The 19,555-nt window shown below is 30.0% G+C and carries 20 protein-coding genes; 18 read left to right on the forward strand and 2 right to left on the reverse strand.

What is annotated here, in order from left to right; all coding sequences use genetic code 11:
• Nucleotides 1-27: 27 nt before the first annotated feature.
• Entirely contained in the window at nt 28-2,475 is a 2,448-nt protein-coding gene (locus CIW83_RS03425; RefSeq protein WP_094899443.1) for a DNA internalization-related competence protein ComEC/Rec2, read from the forward strand.
• Complete coding sequence (gene holA, locus CIW83_RS03430; RefSeq protein ID WP_094899445.1) at nt 2,462-3,493, forward strand: DNA polymerase III subunit delta; 1,032 nt, start codon at nt 2,462-2,464, stop codon at nt 3,491-3,493. Before CIW83_RS03425 ends, holA begins: the two co-directional genes overlap by 14 nt.
• 40 nt (nt 3,494-3,533) lie before the next feature.
• Here holA and rpsT read toward each other — a convergent pair whose 3' ends face one another.
• Nucleotides 3,534-3,797, reverse strand: a complete 264-nt coding sequence (gene rpsT / locus CIW83_RS03435) for a 30S ribosomal protein S20 (protein ID WP_094899449.1) — start codon at nt 3,795-3,797, stop codon at nt 3,534-3,536.
• A 132-nt stretch (nt 3,798-3,929) separates the two neighbouring features.
• Between rpsT and gpr the strand changes: the two genes are divergently transcribed.
• The 16 genes from gpr to CIW83_RS03510 all read left to right on the forward strand — a co-directional run bounded on the left by gpr (nt 3,930) and on the right by CIW83_RS03510 (nt 19,012).
• Nucleotides 3,930-4,904, forward strand: a complete 975-nt coding sequence (gpr, locus tag CIW83_RS03440; RefSeq protein ID WP_094899451.1) for a GPR endopeptidase — start codon at nt 3,930-3,932, stop codon at nt 4,902-4,904.
• A gap of 73 nt (nt 4,905-4,977) precedes the next feature.
• Entirely contained in the window at nt 4,978-6,048 is a 1,071-nt protein-coding gene (spoIIP, locus tag CIW83_RS03445; RefSeq protein WP_094899453.1) for a stage II sporulation protein P, read from the forward strand.
• A gap of 67 nt (nt 6,049-6,115) precedes the next feature.
• Nucleotides 6,116-6,661: a signal peptidase I gene (gene lepB / locus CIW83_RS03450; RefSeq protein WP_094899455.1), complete on the forward strand. Its 546-nt coding sequence runs from the start codon at nt 6,116-6,118 to the stop codon at nt 6,659-6,661.
• A 50-nt stretch (nt 6,662-6,711) separates the two neighbouring features.
• Entirely contained in the window at nt 6,712-6,972 is a 261-nt protein-coding gene (locus CIW83_RS03455; RefSeq protein ID WP_094899457.1) for a hypothetical protein, read from the forward strand.
• Nucleotides 6,973-7,186: 214 nt separating this feature from the next.
• The gene (lepA, locus tag CIW83_RS03460) at nt 7,187-8,998 is read left to right on the forward strand and encodes a translation elongation factor 4 (RefSeq protein ID WP_094899459.1); all 1,812 of its coding nucleotides are present in this window, start codon (nt 7,187-7,189) and stop codon (nt 8,996-8,998) included.
• A 207-nt stretch (nt 8,999-9,205) separates the two neighbouring features.
• Complete coding sequence (gene hemW / locus CIW83_RS03465) at nt 9,206-10,342, forward strand: radical SAM family heme chaperone HemW (protein ID WP_094899461.1); 1,137 nt, start codon at nt 9,206-9,208, stop codon at nt 10,340-10,342.
• Nucleotides 10,343-10,475: 133 nt separating this feature from the next.
• The gene (hrcA, locus tag CIW83_RS03470) at nt 10,476-11,528 is read left to right on the forward strand and encodes a heat-inducible transcriptional repressor HrcA (RefSeq protein ID WP_094899463.1); all 1,053 of its coding nucleotides are present in this window, start codon (nt 10,476-10,478) and stop codon (nt 11,526-11,528) included.
• A gap of 25 nt (nt 11,529-11,553) precedes the next feature.
• The gene (gene grpE / locus CIW83_RS03475; protein ID WP_094899464.1) at nt 11,554-12,090 is read left to right on the forward strand and encodes a nucleotide exchange factor GrpE; all 537 of its coding nucleotides are present in this window, start codon (nt 11,554-11,556) and stop codon (nt 12,088-12,090) included.
• 23 nt (nt 12,091-12,113) lie between these two features.
• The gene (gene dnaK / locus CIW83_RS03480; protein WP_094899466.1) at nt 12,114-13,931 is read left to right on the forward strand and encodes a molecular chaperone DnaK; all 1,818 of its coding nucleotides are present in this window, start codon (nt 12,114-12,116) and stop codon (nt 13,929-13,931) included.
• 88 nt (nt 13,932-14,019) lie between these two features.
• Nucleotides 14,020-15,138 carry a molecular chaperone DnaJ gene (gene dnaJ / locus CIW83_RS03485; protein WP_094899468.1) on the forward strand — a complete coding sequence of 373 codons (1,119 nt, stop codon included), beginning with the start codon at nt 14,020-14,022 and terminating at the stop codon, nt 15,136-15,138.
• A gap of 250 nt (nt 15,139-15,388) precedes the next feature.
• On the forward strand, nt 15,389-16,114 hold the full coding sequence (prmA, locus tag CIW83_RS03490; RefSeq protein WP_369819350.1) for a 50S ribosomal protein L11 methyltransferase: 726 nt from the start codon (nt 15,389-15,391) through the stop codon (nt 16,112-16,114).
• A 35-nt stretch (nt 16,115-16,149) separates the two neighbouring features.
• On the forward strand, nt 16,150-16,320 hold the full coding sequence (locus tag CIW83_RS24765; protein WP_369819351.1) for a 50S ribosomal protein L11 methyltransferase: 171 nt from the start codon (nt 16,150-16,152) through the stop codon (nt 16,318-16,320).
• An 11-nt stretch (nt 16,321-16,331) separates the two neighbouring features.
• The gene (locus CIW83_RS03495; protein ID WP_094899470.1) at nt 16,332-17,075 is read left to right on the forward strand and encodes a 16S rRNA (uracil(1498)-N(3))-methyltransferase; all 744 of its coding nucleotides are present in this window, start codon (nt 16,332-16,334) and stop codon (nt 17,073-17,075) included.
• Nucleotides 17,076-17,526: 451 nt separating this feature from the next.
• Entirely contained in the window at nt 17,527-17,718 is a 192-nt protein-coding gene (locus CIW83_RS03500) for a hypothetical protein (RefSeq protein ID WP_094899472.1), read from the forward strand.
• A 345-nt stretch (nt 17,719-18,063) separates the two neighbouring features.
• Complete coding sequence (locus tag CIW83_RS03505) at nt 18,064-18,390, forward strand: hypothetical protein (RefSeq protein WP_094899474.1); 327 nt, start codon at nt 18,064-18,066, stop codon at nt 18,388-18,390.
• The gene (locus tag CIW83_RS03510) at nt 18,374-19,012 is read left to right on the forward strand and encodes a hypothetical protein (RefSeq protein WP_094899476.1); all 639 of its coding nucleotides are present in this window, start codon (nt 18,374-18,376) and stop codon (nt 19,010-19,012) included. Before CIW83_RS03505 ends, CIW83_RS03510 begins: the two co-directional genes overlap by 17 nt.
• 78 nt (nt 19,013-19,090) lie before the next feature.
• Here the strand turns inward: CIW83_RS03510 and CIW83_RS03515 are convergent, their stop codons facing one another.
• Complete coding sequence (locus tag CIW83_RS03515) at nt 19,091-19,501, reverse strand: DUF3888 domain-containing protein (protein ID WP_158220001.1); 411 nt, start codon at nt 19,499-19,501, stop codon at nt 19,091-19,093.
• Nucleotides 19,502-19,555 lie beyond the last annotated feature (54 nt).

Consider the following 19,555-nt stretch of genomic DNA (forward strand, 5'->3'; position numbering starts at 1 on the left):
ATAGAAAAAAGTAAATTGGAGGGTCCTATGGATAGACCTTTTGTATTTATAACAATTCCGTTAGTTATAGGAATAATTCTTTCCTATTATTTTAACTTTAGTATATTTACTATTTTTATGCTAATTGTTTTAGGGTTGGGGACCTATTTTGTAAATCTTATGAGAAATAGTTCAAACGCTATCATATTATTTTTTATCATGGTCATACTAGGAGTTAGCCTTGGAACTTATAATTTAAATAGCAGTATACTTGCTTCAAGGGTAGATAGAGATATTATCCTTAGGGGTACTGTTAATGATATACTTTGGAAAGAAGATGGGCAAGGGAAATACATTGTTCGTATCAATGGGATAGAAGATAAATCAATTCATTCTAAAATAAATGAAAAATTGGTTTTAAAGGTAATAGGAGATAAAGATATTGAATTAGGTGATGAGATAAATTTTACAGGTAAATTAAAAAAACCTCTGGAAAATACAAATCCAATGCTTTTTAATTATAGACTTAATTTATTATCAAATAGAATACATACAACTATGACGATAAAAGATTATTCCATAATAGGAATTAACAATATGAATAAATCTTTTATATATAGGACAAAAGCTAATTTTAGAAAAACCATTGGAGCTATATTTGATAATAACTTAAATACTGAGAACAGCTCTTTGATGAAAAGTATAGTATTAGGAGAGTATTCCTATCTAGAAGAGGAAAATGTTGAAAAATATAGAAATTTAGGACTAGCCCATATATTAGCTGTATCAGGACTACATATAGGAATAATAGCAGGAGCTTTGATTTATATATTGTCTCATTTAGGTGTAAATAGGAAATTAGATATAATTATAACTCTAATTATTATTTGGCTTTATGGCTATCTTATAGGATTCCCGCCTTCTTTACTTAGGGCAAATATAATGTTTAGTATATTTTTTTATGCTCAAACCCTAGCAGAGCCTTATGATTCTATCAATGCTTTATTTCTTGCAATGTTTATCCTGTTAATCATAAATCCAATGTGGATATTTAATCTTGGATTCCAGCTTTCTTTTATTGCAACATTTTCAATAATTTATTTTACTCCTAAAATACAGAAGGTTTTTTATCCATATAATAATAAAATAATATATACCTTATGCGGGCTTCTAGGAGTCCAGATAGGATTATTGCCCATACAAGCATATTATTTCAATAGATTATCTATTTTAAGTATATTTTCTAATCTAGTTATAGCTCCTATATTATCGTTATCTTTAATTATAGGAACAATTATGATAGGATTTTATTATTCAGTACCTATATTGATTCCATTGATAGGTAATTTGCTAGACTTGATTTTGTCAATACAATTTAATTTAGTCAATATTTTATATAAGTTTCCATTTGGAATAATAAAATCTTATTCTCCAGGAATTGCAGATATTATATTGTATTACATTTTAATGTTAGTAATATTTGAGGTTATAAAAATAGATAAAGTCGGTTTAAGCATTAAAAAAGTCATTATATACTATTTATCTATCTTATTGTTATTTAATTCTATAATATTACTTATAGATAAATCCATTGAAATACAATTTATAGACGTAGGGCAAGGAGATTCAATTCTTATCAATACTAAAAAAGGGAGTTATTTAGTAGATACTGGCGGAAATATAATGGACTCTTTTGATGTCGGAAAAGATATTACACTTCCATATCTAGAGAAAATGGGGATAAATAGACTTAAAGGAGTCTTTATAACTCATTTTGATGATGATCATTGTAAATCATTACCTCTTTTAATAGAGAATATAGAGATTAACAATATTTTAATATCCTATGAGGATAATACATCCAAAATTTATAATGAAATTAAGAATAAAACTATACCATTAATTATATTAAAAGAAAATGATTTAATGTGGCTAGATAATAATACATCTATAAAGGTTTTAAGTCCTAATGAAGAACTGATAAAAAGAGGATTTGAGGGAAATAATCTTTCTTTAGTATTTTTGCTTTCTTATTATGATAGAAAGATACTCTTTACGGGAGATATGGAAAAAGAAGTAGAGCTGGGATTGATAGATAAGTTTGAAAGGCAAGTAGATATAATAAAAGTACCCCATCATGGAAGTAACACCTCTTCTACCGAGGAATTGCTAAGCAAAATAAAGCCGTCCGTAGGTATTATTTCTGTAGGAAGAAATAACTTCTATGGACATCCTAGGAAAGAAATAATAGATAGATATGAGGAATTAGGTACTAAGTTATATAGGACAGATACCATGGGAATGATTAAAGTAAAATTAGATAAAGAAGATATAGATATAATTCCTTTCATACAGAATGATTCAGACTTAATAAATATATTAAATGAAAACTTATTAATTCTTTCTTTTTATGCAATATATTATTTACTATCCTATATTTTAATAAAGAACTATTTATATTTTGAAACGGAGTTGACAATTAATGAATTACAGTGAACTTATTAATAGTATAAAAAAAGATAATCTATTTCCAGTATATTTCTTTACTGGAGTTGAGGAATATCTTATGAATGAAGCAATAGAAAACTTAAAGAATAAATTTATCGATTCTTCCTTTGAGGCATTAAATTATGTGGTAATAGATGGGAAGGAAATAAAATTTGATAATATATTAAATGCATGTGAAACTCTTCCATTTATGTCATCAAAAAAGATAGTCATTGTGAGAGATATTAGCGAAGTTATGGAGAATGAAACAAATGACATAGATGGGATAATGAGTTCATATATAGAAAAATTAGATAATTATCTTTGCTTGATTATAATGGATAGATCAAATAATCTAAAGAAAACAAGTAAACTATACAAAACCATTAATAAGTTAGGTGGGGTAGTGGAGTTCTCCAAATTAAAAGGCAAGGATTTAAATATATGGCTAGAAAATAAATTAAGGAAGTATAACAAAAACATATCAAATGTAAATCTAAATTACTTTATTGGAGAGTCTGCTTATAGTGATTATAATAGTACTAAAACCCTTTATGATTTGGAAAACGAGTTGTTAAAGGTAATTAACTATAGCTCAAGTAAAGAAATCATGAAAGAAGATATAGATATAGTTTTAACAAAAACGTTAGATACTAACATATTTAATTTACTGGCTAGCATAAACAAAAAAGATAGTGACTCAGCATTAAAAATATTTAATGAAATGCATATATCTAATGAACCTGTGCAGAGAATACTTGTTATGATTATTAGACAATTAAGATTAATGCTAGGGTATAAACTATATAGAGAAAAGGGATATTCTGAAGGAGAAACTCAAGAGAAATTACAGATAAAACCTTACGAATTTAAAAAAATATCCAAAGAATCTTATAATTTTACTGAAGAGCAACTCAAAGTATCATTAAATTACATCTTAGAATTAGATATAAAACAAAAGACTAGTTCCCATGATGAAAAGCTAGCCCTTGAAATGTTGATTATTAATTTAGTTTACTCAATATAAAAAAACTTCGGCCTCCCGAAGTTTTATCTACTTTTTTATATTACATTGCACTATTTAATTTCTTCGTTAAGCGGCTAACTTTTCTAGATGCGTTGTTCATATGAATAACATTTTTATGAGCAGCTCTTTTTAATTTCTTATCAATAGTCCTAAGTAATGTCTTTGCTTCATCAAAATTTCCGTTATCGATAGCTTTATCAAATTTCTTAATATATGTTTTAATTTCAGATTTTCTAGCTTTATTTATAGCTGTTCTTTTTTCTGTAATAAGAATTCTTTTTTCAGCAGATTTAATATTTGCCAATAGTTTCACCTCCTCTAATCTAACAAAAAACATTTTATCACGAAGAACCATAAAATGCAAGGATATTTAACATTATAATGGATAAAATTATAAAATGAAAGAAAAATTTATTATTTTAGGAGGAGAATTTAATTGTATCAAATTCGTACTGATTTAGCCTTAGAAAATAGAGAATTATATAAACAAGCAAGCAATGAGGATTCTAAGGGGGTTGATATAGAAAAAGAAGAGAAAGAATCCTATATAGTTACAAGAATAAAAGTATTAAACAAGGAGGGGAGTGAAAATATACACAAGCCCATTGGTACTTATATAACTATTGATGTGCCTAGGTTAAATAAATCAGATGAAGATCTAAAAGATGAAATTTCTCAAGTGGTGGCCAAAGAAATAAAAGGTCTAGGGAAGAATAAAGAAAATAGTAAGATTTTAATTGTAGGACTAGGGAATTGGAATATTACGCCTGATGCATTAGGACCAAAAGTTGTAGAACGAGTTTTAGTTACCAGACAATTTTTTATTAACTATAATAAAGAAATTGATGAGACTGTTGCAAATGTAGCAGCTTTATCCCCAGGAGTAATGGGAATAACAGGCATAGAAACAGGAGAAATAATAAAAGGCGTAGTAGAAAAAGTGAAACCAGACTTAGTAATAGCTGTAGATGCATTAGCTTCAAGAAAGATGGACAGAGTATCCACCACAATACAAATATCTGATACAGGTATAAATCCTGGAGCAGGTGTGGGAAACAATAGAATGGAATTTAATGAAAGCACCATAGGAGTTCCAGTAATTGCAATAGGAATACCTACTGTTGTTGATGCAGCTACTATTGTAAACGATACACTGGATTTAATCATAGATTCATTGAAAAGTGAAGCCAATGTAGGGTCAGAATTTTATAATTTGCTATCCCAAATATCATCAGAAGAGAAATATTCTTTAATTCAAGAGGTTTTAAATCCTTACATGAAAAATGTTGTGGTTACACCGACAGACATAGATATATTAATTGATGATTTGTCTATAATAGTAGCTAATGGCTTAAACATGGCATTACATCCTGGAATAGATTTAAAAGATGTAAATCGATATATAAGATAATTAAATTTTAGTATATTCGAGCCCCGATAAGAATATAATTTTTGTATTGAAAGTATATTGGGGAGTGTTTAACATGAGAAAAACCAGAAAGTCTGATTATATTATTTTGGCATTGATGTGTTTAATAACCTTAAATATTGGTGCTATAGCTATTGGATTATATTCATCAAAGCAGCCTCATGATCTAGATGGAAATGAGTTTAAGATAGTTAATATATCCTTTGATAAAATAAAAGAAGCATTAAATATAAATGAAACCATTAAAAAAGCTATCAACTCTTTATTTCCAGTAGCTAAGGTATTGGACAATACAGATGTAGTTGAAGTAGGATCTATAAATACAGAACATAAAGATGGCGATGAATTAGATGAGGAATATGATACTCAAAATGATATAATAATAGAAAATCTAGATGAGTATGAATCTTTAATAATTGTTAAGGATTCTGATGGTATAAATACAATAGAAAATGTTCCAGAGCCTTTGATGTTAAAGAAAGTTAAAATTGATAGAGAAAAACCATATGTATTGATTTATCATACACATGCAACGGAATCCTACCTAATCTCAAAGGATACTAATTATCGTAGTTCTGATAAAAAATATAATATGATAGGTATAGGCAGCATTATGTCAACTGTTCTAGAAGCCAATGGACATAAAGTGGATCATGTTGAGACCTCTCATGATCTACCATCATATAATCAGTCTTATTCACGAAGTTTAAATACAATCAAGAATAAAAAAGAGGGATCTGATAATCTAAAAATTTTGTTAGACATACATAGAGATGCTGTACTAGACACTAATCCAAATATAGAAAGTATAAAAGCAAGATCTAAAATAGATATAGGAGGAAAATCCGTTGCTACTTTTTCTTTAGTAGTAGGTCCAGATTCACCTAATAAGGAACAAGTCCTTAGCTTTGCTAAGTATGTTAAGGCTGTTTCTGATGCACTATATCCCGGATTATGTAAAGGAATAACCATAAAACCAGCAGGGAAATATAATCAACATTTATCAGACTATTCGGCTTTAATAGAGGTAGGGTATCATATTAATACATTGGAGGAAGCAAATGAAGGGGCAAAATTAGTAGGAGAAGTGCTGACTTTAGTACTAAATAGCATATTGGAAGAATAGTCTTTTCTAAATTCTGCAAATCTGATATAATGTAAATTACTTGAAATAGTATTAGGAGGTAATACTTATGGAAGAAAAAAATAAAGATGTAAAGAACGAAACTATGGAATGGATAAAAAGTATTGCAACAGCCGTAGTTATTGCAATCTTGATTAAAACTTTTGTTTTTAATACTACTTATGTATTGGGGAACTCTATGTACCCTACTTTGCATGAGAAAGATAGACTTTTCGCTAATAAGATTTCCTTATATTTTGGCGGACCATCAAGAGGTGACGTGATAGTTCTTAAGGCCCCAGATGCTCCAGATAAGGATTATATAAAAAGAGTAATAGGTATAGAAGGAGACGTAGTAGAGATTAAAGATGGAAAGGTATATGTTAATGGTTCTATGCTAGAAGAAGAATATTTAATTAACGATTCATACACTCATGTTTATGATGAGAGTATTTGGGAAGTTCCAAAGGGACATGTATTCGTACTAGGAGATAATAGAGAAGAAGGTGCATCTAAAGATAGCCGTTATTTTGGATGTATATCAGCTAAAACTATTAAAGGGATTACAGGATTTAGATATTTTCCTATAGATGATAGATTTGGAAAAATTCAATAAGACTTAGTATAATATATACAAAAATTGGATAATCTAATCTGGGTGATGGTATGGAAACTAGATTAGAGAAAAATAAGAGATTAAAGAAACAAAGACGAATAAATAGAGTAAAAAAATTCTATATTTTGATTTTATTCTTACTTTTGATATTAGGATTAGAAATTGTAAATCAAAATATTGTAGAATTGGACTGTTTGGACAATCCAAATATTTTAAGATTTGATATTAAGACGAAGAAATTAGATCTCTTTGGCAAATCTTATATAATAGACTTATCTTTTATAAGAAAGGTTTTTAAAGAAGCATTATAAGGAAGCCTTTTTGTCATTGCATAAGTAACTTGCATAAAATCAAAGGTTTAGGCAATCATGGAAAGTTCATTATTTAAAATAGATTAAAGTTGGACTTTCTATTCGTTATAAAAAATTATTAAAAGACCAGTTTCTGGTCTTTTAGTTTTACATAGTATGAAATTTCTGCTATAATTGTCTAGAGTTATCTTGAAACTTCATGAGGAGGAAAAATATGCAAAGAAATAAACAAAAAAATATTAGAAATTTCTCAATTATTGCCCATATCGACCATGGAAAATCTACTTTGGCAGATAGATTAATAGAAAGAACAGGAATGTTAACTTCAAGAGAGATGCAAAATCAAGTTCTAGACAATATGGATTTAGAACGAGAAAGAGGTATAACAATAAAACTAAAGGCTGTAAGATTAGTTTACAATGCTAAAGATGGAGAAGAATATATATTAAATCTTATAGATACCCCTGGACATGTGGACTTTACCTATGAAGTCTCAAGGTCCTTGGCAGCTTGTGAAGGAGCAATTTTGGTAATAGATGCTACTCAAGGAATAGAAGCACAAACATTAGCTAATGTCTATCTAGCACTAGATCAAGATTTGGAGATAGTACCTGTAATAAATAAAATAGATTTGCCAAGTGCAAGACCGGATGAAGTAAAAAAGGAAGTAGAAGACATTATTGGAATAGATTGTGAAGAGGCACCACTTATATCAGCAAAAGAAGGTTTAAACATTGAAGATGTATTAGAAAGTATAGTGAAAAATGTACCTGCACCGAAAGGAGATCCAAATGCGCCTTTAAAGGCATTGATATTTGATTCATATTATGATAGCTATAAGGGTGTTGTTTGCTATATAAGAGTATATGAAGGTACAATAAAACCTGGCATGAATATAAGGATGATGTCCACAGGAAAATTCTATGAGGTAGTAGAAGTTGGTGTAAACACTTCAAAACATATATCTTTAGATAAATTAGAACCAGGAGATGTAGGCTTTGTCACAGCTAGTATTAAAAATGTAAAGGATGCAAGAGTAGGGGACACAATAACAGATCACGATAATCCAACTACAGAGGTCCTGCCAGGATATAAAAAGGTTATTCCTATGGTTTACTGTGGCATTTATCCTGCAGAGGGAGAAGATTTTAATACAGTAAGAGAAGCCTTAGAGAAATTGCAAGTAAACGATGCGGCCCTAGATTTTGAACCTGAATCTTCTGCTGCATTAGGCTTTGGATTTAGATGTGGATTTTTAGGACTTTTACACATGGAAATTATCCAAGAAAGATTAGAAAGAGAATTTGATTTAAATATAATAACTACAGCTCCTTCAGTTATATATAAAGTTACAAAAACTACAGGAGAGGTACTTCAGATACAAAATCCATCTAACCTTCCACCTACTACAGAGATAGAATATATGGAAGAACCAATTGTAAAAGCTAATATAATGACACCTACAGACTATGTTGGTGCAATTATGGAACTTTGTCAAAATAAGAGAGGTACTTTCTTAAATATGGAGTACTTAGAAGAAAAAAGAGTTGTATTACATTATGAGTTGCCTTTAAATGAGGTTATTTATGATTTCTTTGATGCCCTTAAATCAAAGACTAGAGGATATGCATCTTTAGACTACGATTTAAAAGGATATCAGCAGTCAGAGCTTGTGAAAATGGATATACTTATCAATGGAGAATTAGTAGACGCATTTTCACTAATAGTTCATGAGGAAAAAGCATATGAGAGAGGAAGAAATATTGCGGAGAGACTTACTGATGTAATCCCAAGACATCAATTTGCAGTGCCTATACAGGCAGCTATAGGTTCTAAGATAATAGCTAGAGAAACCATAAGAGCTCTTAGAAAAGATGTACTTGCTAAATGTTATGGTGGAGATATATCAAGAAAGAAAAAACTATTAGAAAAACAAAAAGAAGGTAAAAAGCGAATGAGACAAATCGGTTCAGTTGAGGTTCCGCAGGAAGCTTTCCTAACAGTGTTAAAATATGACGAAAAATAGAATGATGTAGGGAACGACGCTTCTGTCGTTCCTATTTTTATAACTAATATGAAAGTTTGGTTTTTAATTATATATAGGAACTTGACCTTAATGAGTTTTAAGCAGATTACGAAATATTTGATTTCGTGCAAGTTTCTTATGCATTAGCCAATAAAAGTTTCCTTGATATGCTGCCATAGAAGATTTTATTATTATTGGAGGAGAAGAATGAAAGAATTATCCTTATACATCCATATACCTTTCTGCATAAGTAAATGTTATTATTGTGATTTTTCATCTTTTGTCAATATAAATCACAAAATTGATGATTATATAGATAGCTTGATTCATGAATTAAGCTTATATAAAGAAAGAATAAGTGAATATAATATAAAAACTATATTTATAGGTGGAGGAACACCATCATGTATAAATCCAAAATATATCAATAGGATACTAGAATTTATATATAAGAATTTTAGAACTACTGGATTAGTTGAAGTTACAATAGAAGCTAATCCTGGTACATTAGATAGAGAAAAGGTACGAATATATAAAAAATCTGGAATAAATAGGGTAAGTATAGGAGTGCAGACATTAGATGATAAATTGTTAGAATCCATAGGAAGAGTTCATAAGGCCAAGGATTTTTATAGAAGCTATGAAATTCTAAGAGAAGAGAATATAAACAATATCAACGTAGACCTAATATTTGGATTGCCAAATCAAACTATAGATAATGTAATAGACTCATTAAAGAAAGTAATTGAACTAGGAGTAGAACATATCTCATACTATGGACTTATACTAGAAGAGGGAACGAGACTTTATAAATCCTATATCGAAGGAAAGATTTTATTACCTGATGAAGATATGGAAAGATTAATGTATCATAAGGCTACGGAATACTTGATTGAACATGGCTACGACCACTACGAAATATCTAACTATGCATTACCAAGCTATGAATGCAAACATAATTTAGTCTATTGGGATGTAAAACCTTATCTTGGGATAGGGTTAAGCAGTCATTCAAATATGGAGGGAAAAAGATTTTCAAACACATCTGATATAAATATTTATATTGAAAACTTGAAAAAGAAAATCCTTCCTATAGAAGATGAAGAAATAATAGATAAGAATACAGAAATAGAAGAATTTTGTATACTAGGTCTAAGAAAAATATCTGGTATAGGTAAGACCCAATTTAAGAACAGATTTAGTATAGAAATAGAAGAATTATATAAAGATATAATAAATAAACATATAAAAAATGGTTTAATATTAAATGATGATAATTGTATCCGACTAACAAAACGAGGATTAGACTTGTCTAATTTAGTTGAAATAGATTTTTTAATGTAATAAAATATTTTGATAAAAACTATTGACAAAATTTAGAGATAGTGGTAACTTTAAATCGTGAGCATTAGCACTCAATGACATAGAGTGCTAATAAAACTATCTAGTATGTGAAAGAATACTGAGGTGATTAAATATGCTAGATGATAGAAAACTTAAAGTTCTTTATGCGATTATCAACTCTTATATAAATAGTGCAGAACCTATAGGTTCTAGAACAATAACTAAGCAATATGATTTAGGAGTAAGTTCAGCAACTATAAGAAATGAGATGTCAGATCTAGAAGAGTTAGGATATTTAAATAAACCACATTCTTCTGCAGGAAGAATTCCATCAGATAAAGCTTATAGATTATATGTAGATGAAATTTTAAAGAGTAAAAAGCCTAGGTTAGATTTAATAAAAAAAGATGAGATAAAAAAAATATTAGCTAGTGAATCTAGAGAGATAGAACAACTGCTTCAAAATTCAGCAAAAGTCCTATCGGCAATAACTAGTTATACGGCTCTTGCAATATCTCCACAGTTAATGGGTTCAAAAATAAAACATATTCAATTAATACCAATTGATAATCAACAAGTATTGATGGTTTTAGTTACTAATACTGGAGTAGTTAAAAATTCAATTTTTAGGCTAAATAAAGAGATTCCTGAAGAACAAATTAATATAATGTCTAATTTTTTGAATGATAGATTAAAGGGACTATCAGTAGATGAAATAAATGAAGAAGTTTCCAATGGAATTATTAAGGAGATATATGATTATAAGGTTATCATAGACGGGATTATACCTATTATAAATCAATCTATGGAAGATATAGATAATGTTGATTTATATGCTGATGGGATAACCAAAATACTCAATTTCCCAGAGTACAGAGACTTAGAGAAAGCTAAATCTTTTATATCTTTTATAGAAGATAAAGATTTGGTACTAAATCTTTTACTGAATGATTCTCTATCTCAAGATATTGAAATAACAATTGGTAATGAAAACATTTATGATCCTATAAAGGACTGTAGCTTGATTACAACTACCTACAGGTTAGGAGAAAGAACTATAGGTAAAATTGGAATAATTGGTCCTACGAGGATGGATTATTTAAAGCTAGTAAATACTTTGCATTTATTTTCTGTAAATATTACAGAGATTATAAATATGTTGATGAGTAAACATATATCAAAATAATCATAACATTATAAGAGGTGATGTAATGAAGAACAAGGATCAGGATAAAAAAGAAAACTCAGAGGTAATAGAAGAGGATATCTGTAAGGAGGAAATTGAAGAAACTAGTAAAGACTTAGAAGAAGCTTTAGAATCAAAGGATAAAGAACTAGAGGAATTAAATAATAAGTTATTAAGACTTCAGGCCGATTTTATTAACTTTAGGAAAAGAGCTGAAAAAGAGAAGGAGAGTACTATATCTTATGCTTTAGAATCCTTCGTATGTAATCTATTGCCTATAATAGATAATTTCCAAAGAGCCATGGAATCAGAAAATGATAAGGAAAATAATTTCTATAAAGGGATAGAAATGATATATCAGCAATTAATGAAGGTTCTTAATGAGAATGGAGTTGAACAGATTAAATCTCTAGGAGAAAGTTTCGATCCAAATTTCCATCATGCAGTATTCATGGAAGAGTCTAATGATTATGAGGAAGGTAAGATAACAGAAGTTCTACAAAATGGATATATACTAAAAGATAGAGTTATAAGACCATCTATGGTTAAAGTAGCAAAATAACATTTATTTAAGGAGGAGTTTTTATGGGAAAAATAATTGGGATTGACTTAGGTACTACAAATTCATGTGTCGCTGTTATGGAAGGTGGAGAGCCTATTATTATACCTAATTTAGAGGGAAATAGAACAACACCATCTATAGTAGCATTTACAAAAGATGGAGAAAGACTTGTTGGGGAGACTGCAAAAAGACAAGCTATTACAAATCCAGATAGAACTATAGCATCGATTAAGAGAAAAATGGGTTCTGACCATAAAGTAAATATAGATAGTAAAAATTATTCACCAGAAGAGATATCAGCTATGATTTTACAAAAAATTAAAATGGATGTTGAAAACTACTTAGGGGAGACAGTTTCTGAGGCAGTAATCACAGTACCAGCATATTTTACAGATAGCCAAAGACAGGCAACAAAGGATGCAGGGAAAATTGCTGGATTAGAAGTAAAGAGAATCATTAATGAGCCAACAGCAGCTGCATTAGCTTATGGAATGGATAAGGAACATGGTCAGCATAAGATAATGGTATTTGACCTTGGGGGTGGTACTTTTGACGTATCCATACTAGAGCTTGGAGATGGAGTATTTGAGGTATTAGCTACTCGTGGAAACAACCACCTAGGTGGAGATGACTTTGACGAAGCTTTGGTAAATTATATAGCAGAACAGTTTAAGAAAGAAAATGGCATTGATTTAAAACAAGATAAGATGTCATTACAAAGATTAAAAGAGGCGGCAGAAAAGGCAAAGAAAGAATTATCTTCCACCATGTCAACAAATGTAAATTTACCATTTATCACCGCGACTCAGGCAGGACCATTACACTTAAATATGGATATCACAAGAGCTAAATTCAATGAATTAACTTCATCCTTAGTGGATAATACATTAGAACCGGTTAGAGAAGCCCTAAAGGATGCTGGACTACAAGCATCTGATATAGAAAAAGTACTTTTAGTTGGAGGCTCCACAAGAATACCAGCTGTGCAAGAAGCGGTTAAAAAATTAATTGGCAAAGATCCGCAAAAAGATATTAATCCAGATGAATGTGTTGCATTAGGTGCAGCTATTCAAGGTGGAGTACTTGCAGGTGAAGTTAAAGATATATTATTATTAGATGTTACGCCTTTATCCCTTGGTATTGAAACTCTGGGTGGAGTAACTACTAGATTAATTGAAAGAAATACTACAATACCAACTAAGAAGAGTCAAGTATTCTCAACTGCAGCAGACAATCAAACATCAGTAGATATTCATGTTCTGCAAGGTGAGCGTCAAATGGCAAACGATAATACTACTTTAGGTAGATTCCAACTAACAGGAATACCACCAGCACAAAGAGGTATTCCACAAATAGAAGTAACTTTTGATATAGATGCTAATGGTATTGTAAATGTAAGTGCTAAGGATTTGGGAACAGGAAAAGAACAAAGAATAACTATTACAGCATCAACTAAACTTTCAGATGAGGAAATAGAAAGAAAAGTAAAAGAGTCAGAAAGATTTGCAGAAGAAGATAAGAAGAAGAAAGAAACAATTGAAATAAGAAATAATGGAGATAATTTAGTTTATCAAACTGAAAAAACTCTAAAAGAATTAGAAGGAAAGATTTCTGCAGATGAAAAGTCAAAGGTTGAATCTAAGTTGGAAGAGCTTAAAAAATCATTAGAAGGTGATAATTATGATGAAATTAAGCAAAAAACTGAAGAATTGACAGAAGCTTTCTATTCCATATCTCAAAAAATGTATGAGCAAGCTGGAGCACAAGGTAATCCAGAAGAAGGTGCAGGACCTAAGGATGATGTAGTAGATGCGGATTATGAAGTGGTAGATGAAGAATAAATAACCCATGAAAGATATGAGCTAAATCATTTGATTTAGCTCATAAATTTGATATAATTGTATAAGCAAATTAAAGGTTGGTGAAAAGATGAGGGATTACTATGAAATCTTAGGTTTAAATAAAGATGCATCAGAAGATGAAATAAAGAAAGCATATAGATCTTTAGCAAAGAAATATCATCCTGATTTGAACCCAGATAATAAAGAGGCAGAAGCAAAATTTAAAGAAGCTAATGCAGCCTATGAAATATTAAGTGACCCAGAGAAAAGATCTAGATATGATAGATTTGGGCATGCAGGGGTAGATCCACAAGCAGGAGGTTTTGGAGAGGGCTTTGGAGGTTTCGGTGATATCTTTGAAGATATATTTGACATATTCGGTGGAGGAGGATTTAGCAGAGGCTCAAGAAGAACAGGCCCAGTAAGGGGAGCAGACCTAAGATATAACTTAAATCTAGAATTTAAAGAGGCTGTTTTTGGAGTAGAGAGAGAAATACAAATTAGAAGAACAGAAAACTGTGAAACTTGTGGTGGAACAGGAGCCAAATCAGGTACAGGAAAAGAAACTTGTTCAACCTGTAAAGGTAGGGGAGAAGTGAGATATGCCCAGCAAACTCCTTTTGGTCAATTTGTTAGGACATCTACCTGCGATGCATGTAATGGAACTGGTGAGATAATTAAAGATAAATGTAATACCTGCGGAGGCACTGGTAAAGAAATAAAAACTAAGAAAATGAAAGTGAAGATACCAGCGGGTGTAGATACTGGCTCCATAATTTCTATGAGAGAAGAGGGAGAAGCGGGAGACAGAGGAGGACCTAATGGAGATTTATATATTTATATAAATGTGGTGGAAGACCCAATATTTAAACGTTCAGGCAATGATATCTATTTAACAGTACCTATTTCTTTTACCGAGGCAGCACTGGGTGCAGAGATACAGGTACCAACTTTAGAAGGTATAACAAGTCATAATATTCAAGAAGGAACTCAGACAGGAACAGAATTTAGACTCAAGAACATGGGAGTGCCAAATCTTAAAGGATATGGAAGAGGAGACCTTTTCTTTACTGTAGAAGTTAAGGTTCCAACTAAGCTAACTGATAGACAAAAAGAACTATTAAGGGATTTTGCCAATGAAACAGGGGAAAATATCAAGGAGCATAAAAAAGGTTTCTTTGATAAAGTAAAGGATGCTTTCAACTAACAATCACTCCAGGAGTGATTGTTCTTTATAACTAATAGGAAAGTTCTACCTTTATATTTTTTATTTAGAAATTTTATGACAATGAATTTTAAGCAGATTGCCGAATCTTTGATTTCGTGCAAGTCGCTTATGCAGTGGCTAAGAAAAGTTATCTCTAATATAACCTTAGAAGCTTTTCTTAAAATCATGGTAGTTTTTCCATGGCTCTTAGGGTATAATTATTTTAGATTTTAAAAAAGGATGTGTATTTATGAAGTGGACAGAGGTTCAGATAAAAACTACTGCAGAATTAGAAGATTTAGTATCAAATGTTCTATATGATGTAGGTGCTGCAGGACTTGCCATAGAAGACCCAAGGGACATAATAGAACTATCTCAATCAAAAGAAAAATGGGATTTTGTGGATCCAAGTTTAATAAATCAAGACTTTGATGGAATAATAATTAAGGCATATTTTTCTGAGGCAGATGATTTAGAAAATAAAATTGAAGAAATTAAAAATAGAATAAAAAATGATCCAATACTAAATACTGGAGAGAGTGAAATTATAATAGGCATGGTAGACGATAATGATTGGGCAGAATCTTGGAAAAAGTATTATAAGCCAATTAAGATAGGTGAAAGAATCCTAATAAAACCTTCTTGGGAAGAATATGTTTTAGAAGAAAATGATATATTAATCGAATTAGATCCAGGTATGGCTTTTGGAACAGGTACCCACGAGACAACTATGATGTGCACGGAAGCTTTAGAGAAATATGTAAAGCAAGGAGATATAGTGTATGATATTGGATGTGGAAGTGGAATACTTAGCATAGTTGCAGCAAAACTAGGAGCTGAAAAGGTAGTGGCAGTAGATCTTGATGAGCTGTGTGTAAAAGTATCCAATGAAAATATAAGGCTAAACGATGTAGATAAGATTATCGAAATAAAGGAAGGAAATTTATTAGACGTGGTTGAAGGCAAAGCAATATAATAGTTTCAAATATAATAGCGGAAATAATTGCAAAAATGACAAAGGATTTAAAAGCTTATTTAAAGGAAGATGGCATATTTATTACATCTGGCATTATTGTAGAAAAAATTGAATTAGTGGAAAATGCTTTAGTGGAAAATGGATTTAAAATATTAGATATCAAGAAGCTAAATGGCTGGGCTTGTATTATAGCTATTAATAGTTAGGTGAATAGATTATGCATAGATTTTTTGTTGAGAAAGAACAAGTTATTGATGAGATAATAGAGATAAATGGAACTGATGTAAAACATATAAAGGATGTATTAAGGCTCAAACCTAAGGAAAGAATTGAAATTGCATCAGATGGAATTACTTATACCTGTGAAATTGAATCTTTATTTAAGGAAAAAATTATTACAAGAATAATAGATGAAGTTAAGGGAGTTAATGAATCGTCAGTTGATATTATTTTATATCAAGGACTTGCTAAAGGTAGCAAGATGGATTTAATTATACAAAAGTGCACGGAAATAGGAGTAAAGGAATTTTATCCTGTAGCAACCCATAGATCAGTTGTAAAAATAAAAGATATAAAAAAGGAACAATCTAAGGTAGAACGATGGAATAGTATAGCTGATGAAGCTGCAAAACAAAGCAAAAGAGATATTCTTCCTAAAGTAAAAAATATTATTTCTTTTGATGAAATGGTGGGTATATTAAAAGACGAGGACAATATAATAGTCCCTTATGAAGATGAAAAAGGAAATACAATAAAAGGAAGTTTGGAAAGCAGCGGAATAAAAAAAATGCATTTAATAATAGGACCTGAAGGAGGATTTGAGCCTAAGGAAATAGAAAAATTAAAATTAATAGGGGCAAGAATTGTAACACTAGGACCTAGAATATTAAGGACCGAAACTGCCGGGATTGTTGCATCTACCATAATACTTTATGAGTTGGGAGATATGGGAGTTATTTAGTGAATAAAGTAGCTTTCTATATTCTGGGGTTTGGGAAAGTAAACCTAAATATGGCTACTTTTAATTCTTGTACACCCCTTATATAATTACTTGTATAATAGAATTGAATTTAGCAGACCAAAGACCACTTTTAATAAAAAAGGTGGTTTCTTTATTTTTTCAAAACATATTTAGTTGATATAGATTCGCCTTTTCCTTCTATGATTTCTCTATCCATAAATTCCTGTAAATAAAATATGCATTTGACCTACTTATGCCTGCTGGACTTTCTAAATCCTTTTTAGTAACATATATATACTCATTTAAGTATTCTAGTAGCATAGGTTGAAATGATAAATACTTTTATATTTATCATTTCAACCAAATGTGATTATTATATATGCTATAATATACACATAAGCAATTTATAAGAGTATGAATATATTCTATAAAAATTAAGTGGAGAGATTCTATGAAAAATAAACTTAAACAGGATCGAAAGAGATGGTTGTTTAGTGGGGTTGTGTGGTCATTTATCTTCTTGGTAAAATTATCCAAGGAAGGACTAACTTTATATCCTATTATAAATGGAATTACAGGTGTTCTATGTTTTGCTAATGCTTATATTCGTCATAAAGAAATTATAAAAAATGATGAAGATTAGCTTAATGAACATAGGGGATATAGAATCTCAATTTTTATAATTTATCTTAAAAATATCATGATTACTAAAATTAAATATTTTATTGAAATACGGTATTATTTAGAAAAGAATTATACCGTATTTTTAGATTACATTTTCACCAACTATATATTAATTTAACTTATATTGATATATAAATACAAGTTTTGATCTTAATCTAATGAAAATCAGTTTTTTGTAAATATAATACATACTCTATAATGTCCACATAAGTAATTCGTAATAGTAAAAAATGTGAAATAAGTTTATAGTATCTATAACACTAGCTTAACACGTGAGCTACTTTAATTTAGGAGAGATTAAATTATGAGAAAATTTAATGAGCTGGAATTTAAATCATATTTATGGAAGGGACAATTACATGAAGCTGTGAGTTATCTCAGTAAATTTCATGATAAGAAAGATTGGTTTCAGAAGTACATTAATATTTTTGAAAATGGACAATATTATAAAAGAACAGATAATAAGGTTATTGGAGATATAGACAAAATCTATCAAAATTATTATAGAAATGTATTTTGGATGAATATACCAAACGAAGACGCAAAAAAATTGCTCTTACAAGAATTAACGATTTTTTGTGGAATAAAATCAGATTTGCTAAAGGATGATAATATTGAAAATGAGAATTGAAAAGATAGTGAAAGCAGAAGGTTATGAATATTTAGGTGGATATACATCAGGATTTTTCGGACCATATATTTGGAAAAACTCCACAAAAGTAACTTATGAAGTAGAACTGCCAAGTGGTATAGAACCATATACAATCATAATGATGGATGGATTTATATCACGAAGTTGGTTGGATTTTATTTCTTTTGGGAAAACAGGAACTGGCGGTTGGGTTGGTAAAGATGGGACTTTATGTTGTGTCAGAAGTTCATATGATATAGAAAGTGAGAAATTCAATATTTCATTTTTGAAGCATGAGGCACAACATGCTTATGATAAGAAAAGATATTTAGATATAACAACCGTTGATTTGGAGTATCGAGCCAAGCTAGTGGAATTGATCTATTGGCCTGATATTGAAAAAATAAAGACAATATCTAGTGAGGCAGATAATACTAATCCTGATAATGGACATTCAGTAGCAGCGTATAGGATTATTAATGAGATGTCACGAAAAATATTTGAGTGTGAATATGTAAATGATGAAAAGGTTTGGGAGGATAAAGTAGATAATGTTAAGAAGTATGCTTCAGAACTTTTAGAGGAAAGTAGTAAAGTTTTGAGATTAGCAAATGTTGTCTAGCTCAGAAGTACTAATTTCTAACAATAATAATACACGGTATTCTATATATAAGATAAAGCTCTAGATTACTCTAGAGCTTTATCTTAACCATGGAGGGATTTCATAACTTTTAATGTGTTCAAAGCCTTCTACTTTGGCTTCTTCACTTGATATTCTGATGGTAATATTATCAATACCAACAGTATTATGAGCACCTGTATAAGGAATTATTTGAATTTTTACTATAAAACATGCTGTGCTCTGACGTTCAATATTTAAAATCTTAATATCCCATGGATCACAACAATATGGTTTACCATAATACTCTTCTATTGCTTCTTTTATATAGGGATAAATAAGGGTAGTAAAAATATCCTGATATAATTCTTCATTTGATCCAGTAGATGAATTGCATTTTGATTCATTAGCTAGTGTGAGTGTAGAATTTAGAGAAAATATGCATACAATTAGTCCAACTATAAGAATTATTAAAATAGAATTCTTTTTCAATGTTGTCACCTCCACGATAACTTCGTTATTATTATATGCAAAAATAAATATTAT

It is taken from the genome of Tissierella sp. P1 (assembly GCF_002266425.1).
Taxonomy (GTDB): Bacteria; Bacillota; Clostridia; order Tissierellales; family Tissierellaceae; genus Tissierella; species Tissierella carlieri.

Coding starts and splice junctions, on each gene's coding strand:
- CIW83_RS03425 (WP_094899443.1), top strand. CDS start 28: ATGGATAGACCTTTTGTATTTATAACAATTCCGTTAGTTATAGGAATA.
- holA (WP_094899445.1), top strand. CDS start 2,462: ATGAATTACAGTGAACTTATTAATAGTATAAAAAAAGATAATCTATTT.
- spoIIP (WP_094899453.1), top strand. CDS start 4,978: ATGAGAAAAACCAGAAAGTCTGATTATATTATTTTGGCATTGATGTGT.
- lepB (WP_094899455.1), top strand. CDS start 6,116: ATGGAAGAAAAAAATAAAGATGTAAAGAACGAAACTATGGAATGGATA.
- CIW83_RS03455 (WP_094899457.1), top strand. CDS start 6,712: ATGGAAACTAGATTAGAGAAAAATAAGAGATTAAAGAAACAAAGACGA.
- lepA (WP_094899459.1), top strand. CDS start 7,187: ATGCAAAGAAATAAACAAAAAAATATTAGAAATTTCTCAATTATTGCC.
- hemW (WP_094899461.1), top strand. CDS start 9,206: ATGAAAGAATTATCCTTATACATCCATATACCTTTCTGCATAAGTAAA.
- hrcA (WP_094899463.1), top strand. CDS start 10,476: ATGCTAGATGATAGAAAACTTAAAGTTCTTTATGCGATTATCAACTCT.
- grpE (WP_094899464.1), top strand. CDS start 11,554: ATGAAGAACAAGGATCAGGATAAAAAAGAAAACTCAGAGGTAATAGAA.
- dnaK (WP_094899466.1), top strand. CDS start 12,114: ATGGGAAAAATAATTGGGATTGACTTAGGTACTACAAATTCATGTGTC.
- dnaJ (WP_094899468.1), top strand. CDS start 14,020: ATGAGGGATTACTATGAAATCTTAGGTTTAAATAAAGATGCATCAGAA.
- prmA (WP_369819350.1), top strand. CDS start 15,389: ATGAAGTGGACAGAGGTTCAGATAAAAACTACTGCAGAATTAGAAGAT.
- CIW83_RS24765 (WP_369819351.1), top strand. CDS start 16,150: ATGACAAAGGATTTAAAAGCTTATTTAAAGGAAGATGGCATATTTATT.
- CIW83_RS03495 (WP_094899470.1), top strand. CDS start 16,332: ATGCATAGATTTTTTGTTGAGAAAGAACAAGTTATTGATGAGATAATA.
- CIW83_RS03500 (WP_094899472.1), top strand. CDS start 17,527: ATGAAAAATAAACTTAAACAGGATCGAAAGAGATGGTTGTTTAGTGGG.
- CIW83_RS03505 (WP_094899474.1), top strand. CDS start 18,064: ATGAGAAAATTTAATGAGCTGGAATTTAAATCATATTTATGGAAGGGA.